At 73.0% G+C, this 16,422-nt stretch carries 16 protein-coding genes; 10 read left to right on the top strand and 6 right to left on the bottom strand.

Translation table 11 applies throughout. From position 1 onward, the window contains the following. Positions 1 to 30 precede the first annotated feature (30 nt). Entirely contained in the window at positions 31 to 780 is a 750-nt protein-coding gene (locus IE217_RS24615) for an anti-sigma factor (protein ID WP_190180103.1), read from the bottom strand. Beyond that, positions 777 to 1,361 carry a sigma-70 family RNA polymerase sigma factor gene (locus tag IE217_RS24610; protein WP_190180102.1) on the bottom strand — a complete coding sequence of 195 codons (585 nt, stop codon included), beginning with the start codon at positions 1,359 to 1,361 and terminating at the stop codon, positions 777 to 779. The genes IE217_RS24615 and IE217_RS24610 overlap by 4 nt, the downstream gene beginning before the upstream one ends. 255 nt (positions 1,362 to 1,616) lie before the next feature. Here IE217_RS24610 and IE217_RS24605 point away from each other — a divergent pair, with 255 nt between their 5' ends. After that, a complete protein-coding gene (locus IE217_RS24605; RefSeq protein WP_190180138.1) occupies positions 1,617 to 2,489 on the top strand; it encodes an RNA polymerase sigma factor SigF in 873 nt (290 codons plus the stop codon). Between the two features lie 36 nt (positions 2,490 to 2,525). On the opposite strand, the gene IE217_RS24600 is transcribed toward IE217_RS24605, so the two are convergent. Next, complete coding sequence (locus IE217_RS24600; RefSeq protein WP_190180101.1) at positions 2,526 to 3,515, bottom strand: aldo/keto reductase; 990 nt, start codon at positions 3,513 to 3,515, stop codon at positions 2,526 to 2,528. A 253-nt stretch (positions 3,516 to 3,768) separates the two neighbouring features. On the opposite strand from IE217_RS24600, the gene IE217_RS24595 reads away from it, so the two are divergent. The 3 genes from IE217_RS24595 (at position 3,769) to IE217_RS24585 (ending at position 7,878) form a co-directional block, all read left to right on the top strand. Next, positions 3,769 to 4,230, top strand: a complete 462-nt coding sequence (locus IE217_RS24595; protein ID WP_229865577.1) for a DUF6325 family protein — start codon at positions 3,769 to 3,771, stop codon at positions 4,228 to 4,230. Positions 4,231 to 4,283: 53 nt separating this feature from the next. Next, the gene (locus tag IE217_RS24590) at positions 4,284 to 4,595 is read left to right on the top strand and encodes an SHOCT domain-containing protein (RefSeq protein ID WP_190180100.1); all 312 of its coding nucleotides are present in this window, start codon (positions 4,284 to 4,286) and stop codon (positions 4,593 to 4,595) included. 559 nt (positions 4,596 to 5,154) lie between these two features. Then, on the top strand, positions 5,155 to 7,878 hold the full coding sequence (locus tag IE217_RS24585; RefSeq protein ID WP_190180099.1) for a PA14 domain-containing protein: 2,724 nt from the start codon (positions 5,155 to 5,157) through the stop codon (positions 7,876 to 7,878). 8 nt (positions 7,879 to 7,886) lie between these two features. On the opposite strand, the gene IE217_RS24580 is transcribed toward IE217_RS24585, so the two are convergent. Next, complete coding sequence (locus tag IE217_RS24580) at positions 7,887 to 8,249, bottom strand: ArsR/SmtB family transcription factor (RefSeq protein WP_190180098.1); 363 nt, start codon at positions 8,247 to 8,249, stop codon at positions 7,887 to 7,889. A gap of 219 nt (positions 8,250 to 8,468) precedes the next feature. After that, positions 8,469 to 8,843 carry a roadblock/LC7 domain-containing protein gene (locus IE217_RS24575; protein ID WP_190180097.1) on the bottom strand — a complete coding sequence of 125 codons (375 nt, stop codon included), beginning with the start codon at positions 8,841 to 8,843 and terminating at the stop codon, positions 8,469 to 8,471. A gap of 190 nt (positions 8,844 to 9,033) precedes the next feature. On the opposite strand from IE217_RS24575, the gene IE217_RS24570 reads away from it, so the two are divergent. Both IE217_RS24570 and pgm read left to right on the top strand, forming a co-directional pair. After that, positions 9,034 to 9,771, top strand: coding sequence for a DUF1345 domain-containing protein (locus tag IE217_RS24570; RefSeq protein ID WP_190180096.1), 738 nt, complete (start codon positions 9,034 to 9,036; stop codon positions 9,769 to 9,771). Between the two features lie 110 nt (positions 9,772 to 9,881). Further along, complete coding sequence (gene pgm, locus IE217_RS24565) at positions 9,882 to 11,522, top strand: phosphoglucomutase (alpha-D-glucose-1,6-bisphosphate-dependent) (protein WP_190180095.1); 1,641 nt, start codon at positions 9,882 to 9,884, stop codon at positions 11,520 to 11,522. 158 nt (positions 11,523 to 11,680) lie between these two features. Here pgm and IE217_RS24560 read toward each other — a convergent pair whose 3' ends face one another. Next, positions 11,681 to 12,385 carry an alpha/beta fold hydrolase gene (locus IE217_RS24560; RefSeq protein ID WP_229865576.1) on the bottom strand — a complete coding sequence of 235 codons (705 nt, stop codon included), beginning with the start codon at positions 12,383 to 12,385 and terminating at the stop codon, positions 11,681 to 11,683. A gap of 227 nt (positions 12,386 to 12,612) precedes the next feature. Between IE217_RS24560 and IE217_RS24555 the strand changes: the two genes are divergently transcribed. From IE217_RS24555 to IE217_RS24540, 4 genes are read left to right on the top strand one after another with little or no spacing between them, the layout of a single operon-like run. Then, entirely contained in the window at positions 12,613 to 13,548 is a 936-nt protein-coding gene (locus IE217_RS24555; RefSeq protein WP_190180094.1) for an ABC transporter ATP-binding protein, read from the top strand. Then, positions 13,545 to 14,387: an ABC transporter permease gene (locus IE217_RS24550; RefSeq protein ID WP_190180093.1), complete on the top strand. Its 843-nt coding sequence runs from the start codon at positions 13,545 to 13,547 to the stop codon at positions 14,385 to 14,387. Before IE217_RS24555 ends, IE217_RS24550 begins: the two co-directional genes overlap by 4 nt. An 18-nt stretch (positions 14,388 to 14,405) precedes the next feature. Next, entirely contained in the window at positions 14,406 to 15,707 is a 1,302-nt protein-coding gene (locus IE217_RS24545; RefSeq protein ID WP_190180092.1) for a sensor histidine kinase, read from the top strand. Further along, positions 15,704 to 16,372 (top strand): response regulator, encoded by a 669-nt coding sequence (locus IE217_RS24540; protein ID WP_190180091.1) that lies wholly within the window; start codon positions 15,704 to 15,706, stop codon positions 16,370 to 16,372. The genes IE217_RS24545 and IE217_RS24540 overlap by 4 nt, the downstream gene beginning before the upstream one ends. The last annotated feature ends 50 nt before the right edge of the window (positions 16,373 to 16,422 follow it).

The following is a 16,422-nucleotide window of genomic DNA, read 5'->3' as shown; positions in this document are numbered from 1 at the left end:
CCGCCGCGGCGGGCTCCCCCACGGGTGCCCTCAGGAGGGCACGCTCAGCAGGGCGACCGGTGTGGTGGTCGGCTGCCGTGAGCCTCCCGCCGGCTCGACGGTGATGCCGACCCCGGAGGCGCCGTCCACGGCCCCGTCCATGAGTACGGCCTGGCTGGGGCGGCCCGGGTCCATGAGTCCGGCCGGACGCATCGTCCCGCCGTCGTCGAACCAGAGCTCGTACACCTTCCCCCGGGGCGGCTCGGCCATCCGGGAGGCCACGAACACGGCCCGGTCGCGGCCCGCCGAGACCACCAGCGTTCCCGAACCGCCGGCCACCCGCGCCGAGCGGCTCCGGGCATCGGGGGCCGCCAGCACACCGGCCACCTCCTCGACGTGCCGCTCCGCCCGCGCCGCCCGGTCCCGGGCGTCCTGGGCACGCTCGTACTGCCAGGCTGTGGTGCCGCCGAGGGCAGCGGCGGCGGCCAGACACGCGGCGAGCGCCCACCGGGCCAGGCCCCGGCCGCGCGGCACCGCCCCGCGGACCCGCTCCCGGGGCGGGGCGCCCGGCGGGACCTGGCGCACCGTGGTGACGCGGTGCAGCACCTGCTCCCGCATCGCGGGGCGGACCGGCGCGGAAGAGGCCAGGGCCAGCCGGGCCGCCGTGGCGGCGAACTCGGCGATCTCCTGCTCGCACGAGCCGCACTCCGCCAGATGGCGTTCGAAGGCGGCGCGCTCGTCGTCCGGCAGCGCGTGCAGAGCGTAGGCGCCCGTCAGCGTGTGCGGGTCCGTCGTGGTCATGCGGTCACCCCCAGGCAGTCGCGGAGCCGGATGAGTCCGTCGCGCAGGCGGGTCTTGACCGTGCCCAGCGGCAGCGCGAGCGCCTCGGCGACCTGCCGGTAGGTCAGGCCGCGGTAGTACGCCAGGGTGACCGACTGCCGCTGGAGCTCGGTGAGGGTGCGCAGACAGCGCCGTACCTGCTCCTGCTCCAGCCGGGTCTCGACCTGCTCGGTCACCTCGTCGTACTCGGGGGTCCGCTCCAGCAGGGCGGCCTTGTGGTCACGGGCCGCGGCCGCCTCCACCGACCTGACCCGGTCCACCGCCCGCCGGTGCGCCAGGGTGAGGATCCAGTTGACGACGCTGCCGCGCTCGGGCCGGTAGCGCGGCGCCGTGCGCCACACCTCCACCAGCACCTCCTGCGCCACTTCCTCCGACTGCGCCTGGTCGCGCAGCACCGCGCGGACGACTCCGAGAACGGAGCCGGCCACCGCGTCGTAGACCGCGGCGAAAGCCTCCTGATCACCCAGTGCCACCTCGTGCAGCAGCTGCTGCAGATCCGGCTCGGCTGATGGGTTTCTGCCGATGTACACGGCTTCCTTCACAACGGTCCCTCCAGGAAAGTGACAGGCCAGAACATCCCCGCGTAATCCGGGGCCGTACGGCCCGCGGATTGGTCGCCCTGCCGGGACCGCTCGTCTTCGGCGCGCTCGTGCTCACAGTCTGCCCGTCGGCGTGCCGTCTGCCCGAAGGACCCGCATTCCCGGCGCATACGAAGAGAGAGCCGGGGTAGGCGCTCTTGCGTCGGCTCGTAGCGAACAGGCCTCGAGCCGGTCGACTTGGGAGGGAAACGGACGATGATGGAAGCGACCGTGGCGAACGCGAGGGCGAACGCGGACACGTGCACGGACACGGGCACGCCCACCACCCGGCTTCCGGAGGTCGCCGACCCCGCACGGGTCGCCCCCAAGGACGCGCGTGCGCTGTCCAAGCTGTTCTTCGACCAGCTCGCGACGCTGGAGGAGGGCACGCACGAGTACCAGTACGCGCGCAACACGCTGATCGAGATGAACATGTCCCTCGTCCGGTACGCGGCGGCGCGGTTCCGCAGCCGCGGGCCGGAGGAGATGGAGGACGTCGTCCAGGTCGGCATGATCGGACTGATCAAGGCGATCGACCGGTTCGAGCTGACCCGCGAGGTCGAGTTCACCTCCTTCGCGATCCCCTACATCGTCGGCGAGATCAAGCGCTTCTTCCGCGACACCTCCTGGGCCGTGCACGTGCCGCGCAGGCTCCAGGAGGCCCGGGTGGAACTGGCCCGGGCGACGGAGGAACTGCGCAGCCGGCTCGGCCGTACGCCCACCGTCAAGGAGCTGTCGGAGCTGATGAGCCTGTCCGAGGAGGACGTCATCGAGGCCAGGCTGGCCGCCAACGCCTACAACTCCTCCTCCCTGGACGCCGCCCTGGGCACCGGCGAGGACGGCGAGACCGTGCTCGCCGACTTCATCGGCGCCGACGACACGGCCCTGGAGCTCGTGGAGGACTTCCACGCCCTGGCCCCCATGATCGCCGAACTCGGCGAACGGGACCGGCTGATCATCCACATGCGGTTCGTGGAGGAACTCACCCAGGCCCAGATCGGCGAGCGCCTCGGCGTGTCCCAGATGCACGTCTCCCGGCTGCTCTCGCGCACCCTGTCCCGGCTGCGCGAGGGCATGCTCTCCCAGAGCTAGAGGCCCCGTGCCCCGGGCCCCGGGCCGCTTCCGGCGTCAGCGGTTGACGGACCGCATGCCCGCCTCGTCGTAGCGCTCGCCGGCGGCCCGGGGGAGTTCGGCGTCGATGCGGGCCAGGTCGTCCGCGGTGAGCTCGACGTCGACCGCGCCGGCGTTCTGCTCCAGGTAGGCGCGGCGCTTGGTGCCCGGGATCGGGACCAGGTCCTCGCCCTGCGCCAGCACCCAGGCGATCGCCAGCTGAGCCGGCGTGACGCCCTTCTCCGCGGCGATCTCCTTGACCTTCCCGGCCAGCCGCAGGTTCGCCTCGAGGTTGCCGCCGGTGAAGCGGGGGCCGCTGCGGCGCCAGTCGTTCTCGTCCAGCTCGTCGGGGGAGGAGAACCGGCCGGCCAGGAAACCGCGGCCGAGCGGCGAGTACGGCACGAACCCGATGCCGAGCTCCCGGCAGACGGGCAGCACCTCCGCCTCGGGGTCGCGGGTCCACAGCGAGTACTCGGTCTGCACCGCCGTGACGGGGTGCACGGCGTCGGCGCGGCGGATGGTCTCCGGCGCCGCCTCGCTCAGCCCGATGTGCCGGATCTTGCCCTCGGCGACCAGCTCCGCCAGCGCGCCCACCGTCTCCTCGATGGGCACCTCCGGGTCGACGCGGTGCTGGTAGTACAGGTCGATGTAGTCGGTCCCGAGCCGCCGCAGCGAGCCGTGGACGGAGCTGCGCACATGCTCGGCGGAGCCGTCCTGGCGGCCGATCGTGCTCATGTCGCCCGGGACCGCGTCGTCCATGCGGTAGTTGAACTTGGTGGCGATCACGTACTCCTCGCGGTGGCCCTTCACCGCCCGGCCGATCAGCATCTCGTTCGTCAGCGGCCCGTAGAGCTGCGCGGTGTCGATGAAGTCGACGCCGAGCTCCAGAGCCCGCCGGATGGTCCTGACGGCCTCGTCCTCGTCGGAGGAGCCGTAGAAGGCGGACATTCCCATGGCGCCGAGCCCGATGGCCGACACCTCGAGCTCCCGCAGCCTGCGCTTTTTCATGTGGGTTCCAGCCCTTCGTCAAAAGGTGGTCTTCGATTCCGGCGTCGATTACGACGTTAGGAGTTCAAGCGCGCTCGAAGTCAAGAACGGCCCCGCGGCCGGCGCCGGGCCGCCGGCCGCCGGACGTGCGAGGCCTCCGGCCGCGTGTTGCAATGGGCGGGAAGGGCCCGGTCACCGCCGGCCGCGCCTCGGGCGCGGCGCCCGAGCGGGGAGACAGGTGCGCCCACATCCCGTCCACACCGGAGGAACGGCCATGAACGACGTCGAAGAGATGGGTCCCGTCGACTACCTGGTCATCGAGTTCCCCGGCAATCGCATGACCGGTGAGGGCTTCCCGCTCCTGGTCGACCTGGTCGAGCGGGGGATCATCCGGATCATCGACCTGACGTTCGTACGCAAGGAGACGGACGGCTCGGTCGTCGCGCTGGAGCTGACGGACGTCGGCGACGAGATCGACCTGACCGTCTTCGAGGGCGCGTCCTGCGGTGTGCTGGACCAGGGCGACCTCGACGAGGCCGGGGCCGCGCTGGAGCCCGGCAACTCCGCCGCCGTCCTGGTGTACGAGAACCTGTGGGCCGCGCCCCTCGCCCGCGAGCTGCGGCGCGGCGGGGCCCAGCTCGTCGCGGGCGGCCGGATCCCGGTGCAGGCGCTGCTGGCCTCGCTGGACGCCACGGAGGGAGCGACGACGCCGCCCGGAGGGTCGGCGGCGGCCTGACCTTCGCACCCGGCAGGAGAACCTTCCGCACCCGGCAGGGGAGATGAGAGAACATGCCCGGACTTCTTCGAGGCGTCGCGCGCACCGCCGTCGTCGCCGGCACGGCCACCGCCGTCTCCAACCGCGTCTCGCGCCGCCAGGCGGGCCGCTGGGCACAGCAGGACTACGCCCAGCAGCAGGCCCAGCAGGAGTACGCCCCGCAGCAGCCGGCCGCGGCCGCTCCTGCCGCCGCGCCGGCGGCGCCCTCCACGGACGACGAGATGACGAGCAAGATCGACCAGCTCAAGGAGCTGGGCGAGCTGAAGGCCCAAGGGATCCTCACGGAAGAGGAGTTCGCGGCCCAGAAGCGGCGGGTGCTGGGCTGAAACCTCGGCGGCGGCTTCGGCAGCGGGCAACGCTCGGCGGCGGCCTCGGCAGCGCCGAGCCTTCGCCGGTACGGCGGTCAGCCGGGGCTCGGCCGGCGAACGGCTGAACAACACGATCGGCTGGTCGCCGTGGCCGGGCTCCGGCTTCTCCGCGCCCACACGCACGGCGGGCCTCCGCCGGCACGCCGACGCCTCGGCGTGCCGGTGAGCGACGCGGTGGGGGCGCGACGGGCGTCGAGCCCCGGAGAACCCGCTGCCAGCGCCAGCCCCCAGCCCCAGCGATCCCGCTCCCGCGACCGCTAGCCCCAGCGCACCCGCCCCCGCACCCGCCGGCGCCCGCGCCCCCGCATCCGGCTGCGGCGACGCTCGCGACGGCGACGCTCGCGACGGCGACGATCGCGACGGCGGCGGTCGCGGCGATGCACAGGTCGACGGTCACGAGCGGATGCGCACGGGTCGCCAAGGGAGCGGTGCGGCCCGGTGTTGTCATGTCCCTGGACAGCGGCCGGAGGGCGTGGTCTCATGCCAAGGGCCCGCGTTTCCAACGATGTTTCCAACGATGGACAGCCCGGGCACCACCGAACCGCCACCCTTCCTCACTCAAGGAGGATTCGTGCGCATCCGGACCACCAGGTTCGCCAGATCCCCCCGCCCCCGTTCCAGGCCGCGCCGCCGGCGCCTGTCCCTGCTGCTCGCGGCCGCCCTCGGCCTCGGCGGCCTGACCGCGGCCCCCGTCGCGAGCGCCGCGGTGGACGCGCGGGCGGCGAGCGCCGCCGGCGATCCCGTAGAGGTACACGGCCTCAAGGGCGAGTACTACACCCAGTCCGCACCCGGCGCCTTCGACTTCGACAAGCTGAAGGCCACCGGCTTCGACCCGCAGCTCGACTTCGACTCCCTGGAGTCCAGGCTGAGTTCGGCCACCGGGCAGTCCGACGACGTGAGCGTCCGCTGGACCGGCCGTATCGTGCCGGAGAAGACCGGCCCCACCACCTTCTCCATCATCGGCGACAACGGCTTCCGCCTCTGGGTCGACGGCCGGCTCGTCATCGACCACTGGGTCGACGACTGGGACCGCGAGCAGACCGGCGCCCCCGTGGAGCTGACCGCGGGCAAGGCGTACGACATCAAGGTCGAGTACTTCGAGCACTACGGCGGCTCCAACCTCCACCTGCGCTGGACCCCGCCCGGCGGCGCCAAGACCGCCGTACCGCAGTCGGCCTTCCTGCTCCCCGAGGGCTACGACTACGACGGCGCCATCGCCACCACCGTCCTCGGCGACGGCCGCACCCTCCGGCTCGACTTCGCGCAGCGGCTCGCCGCGCCTCCGGCCGGCCTGACCGCCCACCTGAACGCCGTGATCGGCGGCGCCACTTGGCCGCTCGGCGGGGTCAGGGGCAACCCGGACGACGCCCGGAGCCTGCTGGTCTCCCTGAAGGAGCCCGTCGTCGGCAACAGGACCGGCACCGCCCCCGGCCTCGCCGATGTGCGCTACGACGGAGCGGGCGGTCTGACCGGCGTCGATGGCAACGTTGTCAAGTCCTTCTGGAGCAGCGGCGCCAACCACTCCACCTACGAGCTGCGCACCAAGTGGGCCGACGACGTGACCCCGGCGAACGCCCACCGCGAGTACCCCAGGCCGCAGTTGACCCGGTCGGCCTGGAAGAGCCTCAACGGCACCTGGCAGTTCGCCGCGGCCAAGGCCGGCGAGCAGCCGCCCGTGGGCCAAAGCCTCGCCGAGCGGATCCTCGTCCCGTACCCCGTCGAATCCCAGCTGTCGGGGATCGAACGGCACGAGGACCGCATGTGGTACCGGCGCACGTTCACCGTCCCGCCCACCTGGCGGATCGGCTCCGGCAAGCGGCTCCAGCTCAACTTCGGCGCCGTCGACTGGCAGGCCGAGGTCTACGTCAACGGCACCAAGGTCGCCGAACACCAGGGCGGCTACGACAAGTTCAGCGCCGACATCACCGACGCCCTCAAGCCGGGCCGCACCCAGGAGCTGATCGTCGGCGTCCAGGACCCCACCGACGCGCAGGGCGGAGCGAACCCCCCGCTCGGCAAGCAGCGCCTCGACCCGAGCGGCATCTGGTACACCCCGACCTCCGGCATCTGGCAGACGGTCTGGCTGGAGCCCGTCGCCCGCGACCACGTCGACCAGCTCAAGCTGACCCCCGACGTGGGGGCGGGCACGCTCACCGTGGAACCGCGGGGCGTGCGCGACGGCGTACGGATCACCGCGACGGCGTACGACGGACGGCGCGAGGTGGCCACGGCCACCGGCCGCACCGGCGCACCGCTGACGCTCAGGATCCCGCACGCCCGCCTGTGGTCCCCCGACGACCCCTTCCTCTACGACCTGAAGGTGAGCGTCGGCGGGGACCGGGTCGGCAGCTACTTCGGCATGCGCTCCGTCGCGGTGCAGAAGGTGAACGGCGTGCCGCGCACGATGCTCAACGGCAAGCCGGTGTTCATGATGGCCACCCTCGACCAGGGCTTCTGGCCGGACGGCCTCTACACCGCGCCGAGCGACGAGGCCCTCGCCTACGACCTGAAGATGCACAAGAAGATGGGCTTCAACGCGGTCCGCAAGCACATCAAGGTCGAACCCGACCGCTGGTTCTACTGGGCCGACCGGCTCGGCCTGATGGTGTGGCAGGACATGCCGGCCATGACGGCGGGCGTCGATCCGTCCACCGCCGCGCGGGCCGAGTACGAGCGCGAGATGAAGCAGATGATCGACGAGCACATCAGCAGCCCGTCGGTCGTCATGTGGGTCGTCTTCAACGAGGGCTGGGGCCAGTACGACGTCGGCCGCGTCGCCTCCCAGGCCAAGTCCTGGGACCCGACCCGGCTGGTGAACAACATGTCCGGCCTCAACCTCGGCGCGGACGGCGGCGCCGGCGACATCATGGACGAGCACGGCTATCCGAGCCCGGCCCTGCCGCCGCATCCCGACGGCCGGCGCGCCCTGGTCAGCGGCGAGTACGGCGGCCTCGGCCTCGCCGTCCCCGGACACGCCTGGTCGGTGCAGCAGTCGTACGTCGACGTCGACCCGTCCACGTACACGGACGACTATCTGCGCAAGCTGGCGGAGGTGCACGCGCTGGCCTGCCGCGGTGGCAACGGCGCGGTCTACACGCAGATCTCCGACGTGGAGGGCGAGCTCAACGGCCTGATGACCTACGACCGCAAGGTGGTCAAGCCCGATGTCGGCCGTCTGCGGGCGGCCCAGAAGGCGCTGATCGACGACGCGTCCCGGGACACCGTGGCGGGCTGCGCGTAGCACCGGCCTCAGCGGCTGCTGGTCGGCACCGGAGGGGCGGGCGTGTCCGTCTCCCGGAGTTCGGCCAGCAGCTCGTTGCGTCCGGCCAGCAGTTCGGTGAGGATCCGGCGGGCCGCGCGCAGCAGTTCGGCGACATCGCCGCCGGCGAGGGCGTAGCGGACCGTGGAGCCCTCACGGATGGACACCACGATGCCCGAGCGCCGCAGGACGGCCAGCTGCTGCGACAGGCTCGACGGCTCGATCTCGATGTCGGCGAGCAGGTCCCGCACCGGCACGGGCCCGTGCTGGAGCAGCTCGAGGACCCTGATGCGGACCGGATGACCGAGCATGCGGAAGAACTCCGCCTTGACCTGATAGAGGGGGACCTGCATGGGTGCTCGCTCCCTGCCGCGTCGGGGATGTGGTGCGGGGTGCGGCGGCACCTTCGAGGGTGCCGCCGCGGTGGCGCACGGTCGTGCTCTCTTCCCTTCCGATCCTTGTCGCCCGGGGCCCTTCGCATCCACGATTTGGGATCTTGCTGATGTGGTGACTTGGTGAGTTGAAGAAGTCTTCACATCACGGGCACGCGTCGGCCCGGACCGGGGACCGCGCTAGATCTCGATCTGTTCCTCGACGCGCTTGAGCTGGTGGCGGGCCATCGCCAGGTTCGAGCGGCTCTTGTCCAGCACCAGGTACAGGAACAGGCCGTTGCCGTTGCGGCCGGTGACCAGGCGGATGAGGTGGTACTGGCTCTCCAGGGTGATCAGGATGTCCTCAATCTGTCCCTTGAGGCCGAGCTGCTCCATCGTGCGCACCTTGGCGCGGATCACGTCCGTGTTCCCCGCCGCGGCGATCGTCAGGTCCAGGTCCTTGCCCCCGCCGAGTGTGCCCAGCGCCATGCCGCTGGTGTAGTCGACGACGGCCGCGCCCAGCGCCCCCTCGACCGAGGTCATCATTTCCTTCAGCGATACTTCCACGCTCGCCACAGCGCCCTCCCTTGGTTGTCGGCTGCGGCGGTCCGGCGTCTGCCGTCCCACCCGTCGTCGCACCGTAGGCACCCGGTCGGCGCGCCCGGGCCGGATCTCCAGGAGTGACGGACGATGATCGGAAGCCGGCGTGGAAGGACGGCTTCCCGACCGGTTCTGCCGTGTTCCCGGCATAGGTCACACTGGGCTCGTGAACGAAGAGGTCAAGGGGCTGCACGAACGGCTGGCACGGCTGGAGGAACTGCTGACGGCCCAGGACCGGCGGGCCGAGCCGGCCTGGCGGCGGCCCACCGGCGGGGAGTCGCGCTGGGCCGTGACGGCCGCCGTGCTCTGCGCGGTCGCGCTGCAACTGCTCCTGCCCAGACGGCTGGCCTTCCACCCGGACTGGCTGCTTCCGGCCCTCGAACTGCTGCTCCTCGTGGCGCTCTTCCCGACCTTCCACCCCCGCACCGGCCGGACGACCACGCTGCTGCGCGGCGGCGGGCTGGCGCTGGCCGCCCTCGTCAGCCTCGCCAACGGCTGGTCGGCGGTCCTGCTGATCCGCGGCCTGGTCCGCGGCACCGAGGGCAACGACGCCGGGGCGCTGCTGATGGCCGCGGCGGGCATCTGGCTGACCAACGTCATCGTCTTCGCCCTGTGGTACTGGGAGTGGGACCGCGGCGGCCCGGCGGCCCGCGCGGCCGGCCGCGCCGAGTACACCGACTTCCTCTTCCCGCAGATGCAGAGCGGGGACATGACCCATCCGGACTGGGAGCCGGCCTTCGCCGACTACCTGTACGTGTCCTTCACCAACGCCACCGCCTTCAGCCCCACCGACACCATGCCCCTGTCCCGCTGGGCCAAGCTGCTGATGGCGGCGCAGGCCTCCGTCTCCTTCCTCACCATCGCGCTGGTGGTCGCCCGCTCGGTCAACATCTTCCGCGGCTGACACCCGCCGGGGGAGCGGCCGGCGCGGGCCGGATTGCGGATCGCGCCGCAGGCGGGGGGAAGATGAGAACGCGAGCGGACGCAGCACCGGAATGTGGAGGAGTGGGTGCCATGCAGCACGAGCGAGCGGGCGAGCCGGCCCGTGCCGAGGACCTGATCGACGTCGCCCGGCTGGTGACGGCGTACTACGCGCTGCACCCCGATCCCGGGGAGCCGGACCAGCGGGTGGCCTTCGGCACCTCGGGCCACCGGGGGTCCTCGCTCGCCACCGCGTTCAACGAGGACCACATCGCCGCCACCAGCCAGGCCATCTGCGAGTACCGCGCGCGGCAGGGCACCGACGGCCCGCTCTTCCTCGGCGCGGACACGCACGCCCTGTCCGAGCCCGCGCGCGTCACCGCGCTGGAGGTGTTCGCCGCCAACGACGTGAGCGTCCTCATCGACTCCGCGGACGGCTACACCCCGACCCCGGCCGTCTCGCACGCCATCCTCACCCACAACCGCGGCCGCACCTCGGGCCTCGCCGACGGCGTCGTCGTCACGCCCTCGCACAACCCGCCCGCCGACGGCGGCTTCAAGTACAACCCGCCGAGCGGCGGCCCGGCCGGCTCGGACGCCACCTCGTGGATCCAGGACCGGGCCAACGAGATCATCGCGGCCGGCCTGAAGGACGTACGGCGCGTCCCGTACACCCAGGCGCTCGCCGCGCCCGGCACCGGACGCCACGACTTCCTCGGCGCCTACGTCTCCGACCTGCCGAGCGTGCTGGACCTGGACGCGATCCGCTCCGCCGGGGTGCGCATCGGCGCCGACCCGCTCGGCGGCGCCTCCGTCGACTACTGGGGCCGCATCGCCGAGCAGCACCGCCTCGACCTGACCGTGGTCAACCCGCTCACCGACCCCACCTGGCGGTTCATGACGCTGGACTGGGACGGCAAGATCCGCATGGACTGCTCCTCGCCGTACGCGATGGCCTCGCTCATCGAGCAGCGCGACCGGTTCCGGATCGCCACGGGCAACGACGCCGACGCCGACCGGCACGGCATCGTCACCCCCGACGCCGGCCTGATGAACCCCAACCACTACCTCGCCGCCGCCATCTCCTACCTCTACGCCCACCGCACCCGGTGGCCGGCGGATGCGGGCGTCGGCAAGACGCTGGTGTCGTCCGGCATGATCGACCGGGTCGCCGCCGACCTCGGCCGCCGGCTCGTCGAGGTGCCCGTGGGATTCAAGTGGTTCGTGGACGGGCTGGTCGACGGCTCGCTCGGCTTCGGCGGGGAGGAGTCCGCCGGGGCGTCCTTCCTGCGGCGCGACGGCTCGGTGTGGACCACCGACAAGGACGGCATCATCCTGGCGCTGCTCGCCTCCGAGATCACCGCGGTCACCGGCAAGACGCCCTCCGAGCACTACGCCGCCCTCACCGCCCGCTTCGGCGAGCCCGCCTACGCCCGCATCGACGCGCCCGCCACCCGCGAGCAGAAGGCACGCCTGGGCAAGCTGTCCCCGGCCCAGGTCGGCGCCGACACCCTCGCGGGCGAGCCGGTCACCGCGGTGCTCACCGAGGCCCCGGGCAACGGCGCGTCCATCGGCGGCATCAAGGTGACCACCGAGAACGCCTGGTTCGCCGCCCGCCCCTCGGGCACCGAGGACGTGTACAAGATCTACGCCGAGTCCTTCCACGGCCCCGGCCACCTCAGCCAGGTGCAGGACGAGGCCAAGCAGGTGGTGCTGAGCGCCCTCGGCGACTGACCCGGCGGGGCCGGGCGCCAAGCCCGGCCCCGCCCTGTCGCCCGTTCGGCGTGCGTACTGCTCCAGCACCCACCGCAGCCGCGACCCCGGCCCGCGGGCGAAGCGCCCGGGGACCAGGCGGCCACGGTCGAGAAGGCGTCGCCGGACGCCGCGTCCGCCTACAGGACGAGTGCTCCGGCGGCCGTGAAGCTCTCGGCGGCGAGTCCCCCGGGGCGCTGTCCGGGCTCCAGCAGTTCCGCGACGACGCCGGCCGTCGAGCGGTGCCACAGGCCCGAGCGGCGCACCATCGCGTGGTCCCCGCCGCCGATCAGCACGGCGCCCGCCCGCGCCCCCGAACTCCGCGCCCGGCGCACGAAGTCGGCCGACGACGCGGCGCTGGTGACCCGGTCCCGGTCGCCGTGCAGCACGACCACCCGCGCACGGCCCAGATGCGAGGTGGGTTCGCCCTCCGGCAGCCACGGCGCCAGGGCCAGCACCCCGCGCACGCCGGGACGGGCCGCCGCGCGCAGCGCCGCACGGCCGCCCATGGAGTGGCCGACGAGCACCACGGGCACCTCTCCCACGAGGCGGCCCAGTTCGCTGAGCGCGCGGAAGGCGTCCTGCGCCGGATCGCCGCCGTTCCAGCCGCGGTGCCGGTAGCGCACCTGCCCGAGGACCACCTCGTCCAGGGACAGGGCCAGCGCGGCCGCCCGCAGCACCGGGCGCATCCTGAGCGCGGCCAGATGCCAGGGCCGCGCCGCCTCCAGACTCTCCGGCCGGCCCCCGTGCAGGGTCAGCACGGCCGCCCGCGGCCGCTCGGGCAGGTGCCGCACCACCAGCGCGGAAGCGGCCCGCTGCTCCTCGTCACTCCGCGACATCGGCATCACGCCATTCTCCTCGGACGTCCCCCGGCGAAACCCCCCGCGCCGAATCCGTGGCCGCGCGCCCGGCGGATCGGTCCCGCGGGCCCGTTCGCACGAGTGGTACCCCGGTACCACTCCCTGCCGCCGTTCGGCCCCCTGGTACCACGGCCCCGGCCCGCGCGGCTCTTAGCGTTGCGGGTGAGGCGCGAAGGAGCCGGGCGCGCCGTACGCCGAGGAAAGGAGCGCCGATGATCGAGGCACAGCAGCTGACCAAGAGATACGGGGAGAAGACGGCCGTGGACGGTCTGGACTTCACCGTGCGGCCGGGAACCGTGACCGGGTTCCTCGGACCCAACGGCGCGGGCAAGTCCACCACCATGCGCATGATCGTCGGCCTGGACGCCCCGACGAGCGGCTCGGTGACCGTCAACGGCCGCCGCTACGCCCAGCACCGGGCCCCGCTCCAGGAGGTCGGCGCGCTGCTTGAGGCGAAGTCGGTCCACCCGGGCCGCTCGGCCCACAACCACCTCAAGGCGCTGGCCCTGACCCACGGCATCCCCGGCCGCCGCGTGGACGAGGTGATCGAGCTCGCCGGTCTCGGCAGCGTGGCCAGGAAACGCGCCGGCGCCTTCTCGCTCGGCATGGGCCAGCGCCTCGGCATCGCCGCCGCGCTGCTCGGCGACCCGCAGACGGTGATGCTGGACGAGCCGGTCAACGGGCTCGACCCGGAGGGCGTGCTGTGGATCCGCAACCTGCTGACCCAGCTCGCCTCGGAGGGCCGGACGGTGTTCGTCTCCTCCCACCTGATGAGCGAGATGGCGCTGGTCGCCGACCACCTGATCGTCGTGGGCCGCGGCCGGCTGCTGGCCGACACCACCGTGCGCGACCTGATCCGGGAGACCGGCGGCGACACCGTGAAGGTCGCCACCGCGGACCCGGCGCGGCTGCGGGACGTCCTCGCCGGCCCCGACGTCGTCGTCACCGGCCGGGTCGGCTCCGAGGAGCTCCAGGTCACCGGGCTGACCGCGCGCGAGATCGGACTCAAGGCCGCCGAACACGGCATCGCCCTGTTCGAACTGAGCGCGCGCACGGTGTCCCTGGAGGACGCCTTCATGGAGCTGACCCGGGACGCCGTGGAGTACCACGGCACCACGGGCGTCGAGTCCCTCGGGAGGCCGGCATGAGCACCACCCTCACCACGACCGCCGGGCAGCGCGAGGCCGTCCCCGCACGCCCCGCCTACCGCGTCACCGGACGGCGCGTCCTGCGCGCCGAGTGGGCCAAGCTCTGGTCGCTGCGCTCCACCTGGATCACCCTGGGCCTCGGCCTGCTGTTCCTGGTGGCCTTCGGGCTGATCGCCGCCACCCGCTACCGGTCGGGCATCGGCTCCGGCCGCATGGACCGCGACTTCGCCCGGTCGACGGCCGTCAGTCTCTCCCTCTTCGGTACGAACTTCGCCCAGCTGGCCCTCGGCGTCCTCGGCGTGCTGGTGACGGCGGGGGAGTACTCGACCGGCGTCATCCGCTCCACCATGGCGGCGGTGCCGCGCCGGCTGCCCGTGCTGTGGTCCAAGGCGGCGGTGTTCGGGGTGGTCGCGCTGGTGCTGGGCACGTCCGGCGCGTTCGTCGCCTTCGTGTTCGGCAGCCGCATCGTCTCCGGCACGCCCGCCGCCCTCGGCCTGTCCCACTCCGGTGTCGTACGCAGCCTGCTGGGCGCCGGCCTCTACCTCGGGCTGGTCGCGGTGATCGGGATCGCCCTGGGCGCCCTGCTGAGGTCGGTCGCGGGCGGCATCTCCGTCCTGGTCGCCACCCTCATGCTGATCCCGGGCCTGGTCACCCTGCTGCCCAGCTCCTGGCAGAGCGACTTCAGCCCCTACCTGCCGAGCAATGCTGGCAAGGCGATGTTCGCCCTCACCCAGGACTCGGGCACCCTGTCGCCCACCTCCGGACTGCTGGTCTTCCTCGGCTGGACGGTGCTGGCGCTCGCGGGCGCGGCGTACCGGCTGGTGCGCAGTGACGTGTGAGCACTGCACCATGACCGGGTGACGTACGTGAGCACTGGTGAGGACATCGGCGGGCTGGCGCCGCTGGCGGCCCGGCTCGGCCGGGCCGGCCGGCGGCTGCGGCTCGCCGACCGGGCCCGGCCCTGGGTGCTGGACACCGCGGTCGTGCTGGCCGCCTTCCTGCTGTTCTGCCTGCCGGACCTGCTGCACGCGGGCGGCGCGGACGGCGACGGCCCGCGCCGGTTCCGGCTGGCGTTCGCCCGGCTGCCGACGCCGGCCCTGCTCGCCCTCCAGGCCGGCCTCGTGCTGCCGCTGCTGTGGCGGCGGCGCCGGCCGGTGGTCGCCTTCGGCGCGATCGCCGCCGTGTTCGTGCTCCAGTGGTCGCTGGGCGCCGCGCTGCGCGCGGACGTGGCCCTGTTCATCGCCCTCTACAGCCTGGCCCTGCACGGGCGGCTGCGGCAGCTGCCCTGGGCCTGCGCCGTCATGGCGGCCGGACTGCTGCTGGTGGCGCTGCGCGCGGCGCGGGTGGTGTCCGTCTGGGACGCGCTGTTCTTCCTGCTCAGCACCGCCACCGCGGCCCTAGCCCTCGGCCTGGTGGTACGCATCCGCCGCGCCCAGCTCGCCGGGCTGCGGGAGCGGGCGGCCCGCCTGGAGATCGAACGCGACCAGCGCAGCAGGCTCGCCGCCGCCACCGAACGCGCCCGCGTGGCCCGGGAGATGCACGACATCGTCGGCCACAACCTCTCCGTCATCATCACCCTCGCCGACGCCGGCGCGTACGCCACCGACACCGCGCCCGAACGCGGCAAGCAGGCCCTGACGCTCATCGGCGACACCGGCCGCCAGGCCCTGGACGAGCTGCGGCGCGTACTCGGCGTGCTGCGCGAGGCAGGGGACGGGCGCCCGCCGGACGGCCCGGAACTGCGCCCCCAGCCCGGCATCGGCGACATCGACGCGCTGTGCGCCGGGGTGCGGGCCGCCGGACTGGACGTCGTGTACCGCACCGCGGGGGACGTCGACGCCCTGGACGGCGGGGTGCAGCTGACCGTCTACCGCATCGTGCAGGAGGCGCTCACCAACACGCTGAAGCACGCCGGGTCCGACAGCCGGGTCGGACTGGCGATCATGGTGGAGGACACCCGGCTGCGCATCCGCGTCCAGGACACCGGCGCGGCCGGACGGGCCCGGATCGGACCCGTGAACGAGGAAGGACAGGGGCTGGTGGGCATGCGCGAGCGAGCCGCGCTCTACGGCGGCAGCGTCCAGGCGGGACCGGTGACGGGCGGGGGATGGAGCGTGGACGCCACCCTCGACCTCTCGCCCACGGGCGGTGCCCGGTGACCACCGTGCTGGTCGTGGACGACCAGCCGCTCCAGCGCTTCGGGTTCCGGCTGCTGCTCGACTCCGTACCGGAGACGGAGGTGGTCGGCGAGGCCGCGCACGGCGCCCAGGCGGTGCGCATGGCCGCCGAAATGCGGCCCGACGTCGTCCTCATGGACGTACGGATGCCGGGGATGGACGGCATCGAGGCCACCCGGCGCATCGTCGCCGCCGGGGAGCGCTCGCGCGTCCTGGTGCTGACCACCTTCGACCTCGACGAGTACGTCCACGCGGCCCTGCGGGCGGGCGCCAGCGGGTTCCTCCTGAAGGACGCGCGGCCCGAGGAACTCCTCGCCGGGATCCGGGCCGTGGCGGTCGGGGACGCGGTCATCGCGCCCGCGCTCACCCGTCGCCTGCTGGACGAGTTCGCCCAGTACGTCCCGCCCCACCCGGCCGGCGCCGCCGCCGACCGGCGCCTGGACTCCCTCACCGAGCGGGAGCGCGAGATCCTCGTGGCCATCGGCAAGGGCTGGACCAACGGCGAGATCGCCGCCCGCTTCGTGCTGTCGGAGTCGACGGTGAAGACCCACGTCGGCCGCGTGCTGGCCAAGCTGGGGGCGCGCGACCGGGTCCAGGCGGTGATCTTCGCCTACGACGTCGGGCTCGCCCGCCCCAACGCGGGCTGAGCGGGCCGGCCGGTGTGGCCCGGCGGTCCGGCCGGTGCGCTCCGGCCGGA

The sequence above is a fragment of the Streptomyces naganishii JCM 4654 genome (assembly GCF_014650575.1).
In the GTDB taxonomy this organism is placed as follows: Bacteria; Actinomycetota; Actinomycetes; order Streptomycetales; family Streptomycetaceae; genus Streptomyces; species Streptomyces naganishii.
This window is presented reverse-complemented; position numbering and strand designations above follow the sequence as displayed.

What these genes read in the sequence shown, in the direction of transcription:
- IE217_RS24615 (WP_190180103.1), bottom strand. Translation starts at nt 780, where the DNA reads ATGACCACGACGGACCCGCACACGCTGACGGGCGCCTACGCTCTGCAC.
- IE217_RS24605 (WP_190180138.1), top strand. Translation starts at nt 1,617, where the DNA reads ATGGAAGCGACCGTGGCGAACGCGAGGGCGAACGCGGACACGTGCACG.
- IE217_RS24600 (WP_190180101.1), bottom strand. Translation starts at nt 3,515, where the DNA reads ATGAAAAAGCGCAGGCTGCGGGAGCTCGAGGTGTCGGCCATCGGGCTC.
- IE217_RS24595 (WP_229865577.1), top strand. Translation starts at nt 3,769, where the DNA reads ATGAACGACGTCGAAGAGATGGGTCCCGTCGACTACCTGGTCATCGAG.
- IE217_RS24590 (WP_190180100.1), top strand. Translation starts at nt 4,284, where the DNA reads ATGCCCGGACTTCTTCGAGGCGTCGCGCGCACCGCCGTCGTCGCCGGC.
- IE217_RS24585 (WP_190180099.1), top strand. Translation starts at nt 5,155, where the DNA reads ATGGACAGCCCGGGCACCACCGAACCGCCACCCTTCCTCACTCAAGGA.
- IE217_RS24580 (WP_190180098.1), bottom strand. Translation starts at nt 8,249, where the DNA reads ATGCAGGTCCCCCTCTATCAGGTCAAGGCGGAGTTCTTCCGCATGCTC.
- pgm (WP_190180095.1), top strand. Translation starts at nt 9,882, where the DNA reads ATGCAGCACGAGCGAGCGGGCGAGCCGGCCCGTGCCGAGGACCTGATC.
- IE217_RS24560 (WP_229865576.1), bottom strand. Translation starts at nt 12,385, where the DNA reads ATGCCGATGTCGCGGAGTGACGAGGAGCAGCGGGCCGCTTCCGCGCTG.
- IE217_RS24555 (WP_190180094.1), top strand. Translation starts at nt 12,613, where the DNA reads ATGATCGAGGCACAGCAGCTGACCAAGAGATACGGGGAGAAGACGGCC.
- IE217_RS24550 (WP_190180093.1), top strand. Translation starts at nt 13,545, where the DNA reads ATGAGCACCACCCTCACCACGACCGCCGGGCAGCGCGAGGCCGTCCCC.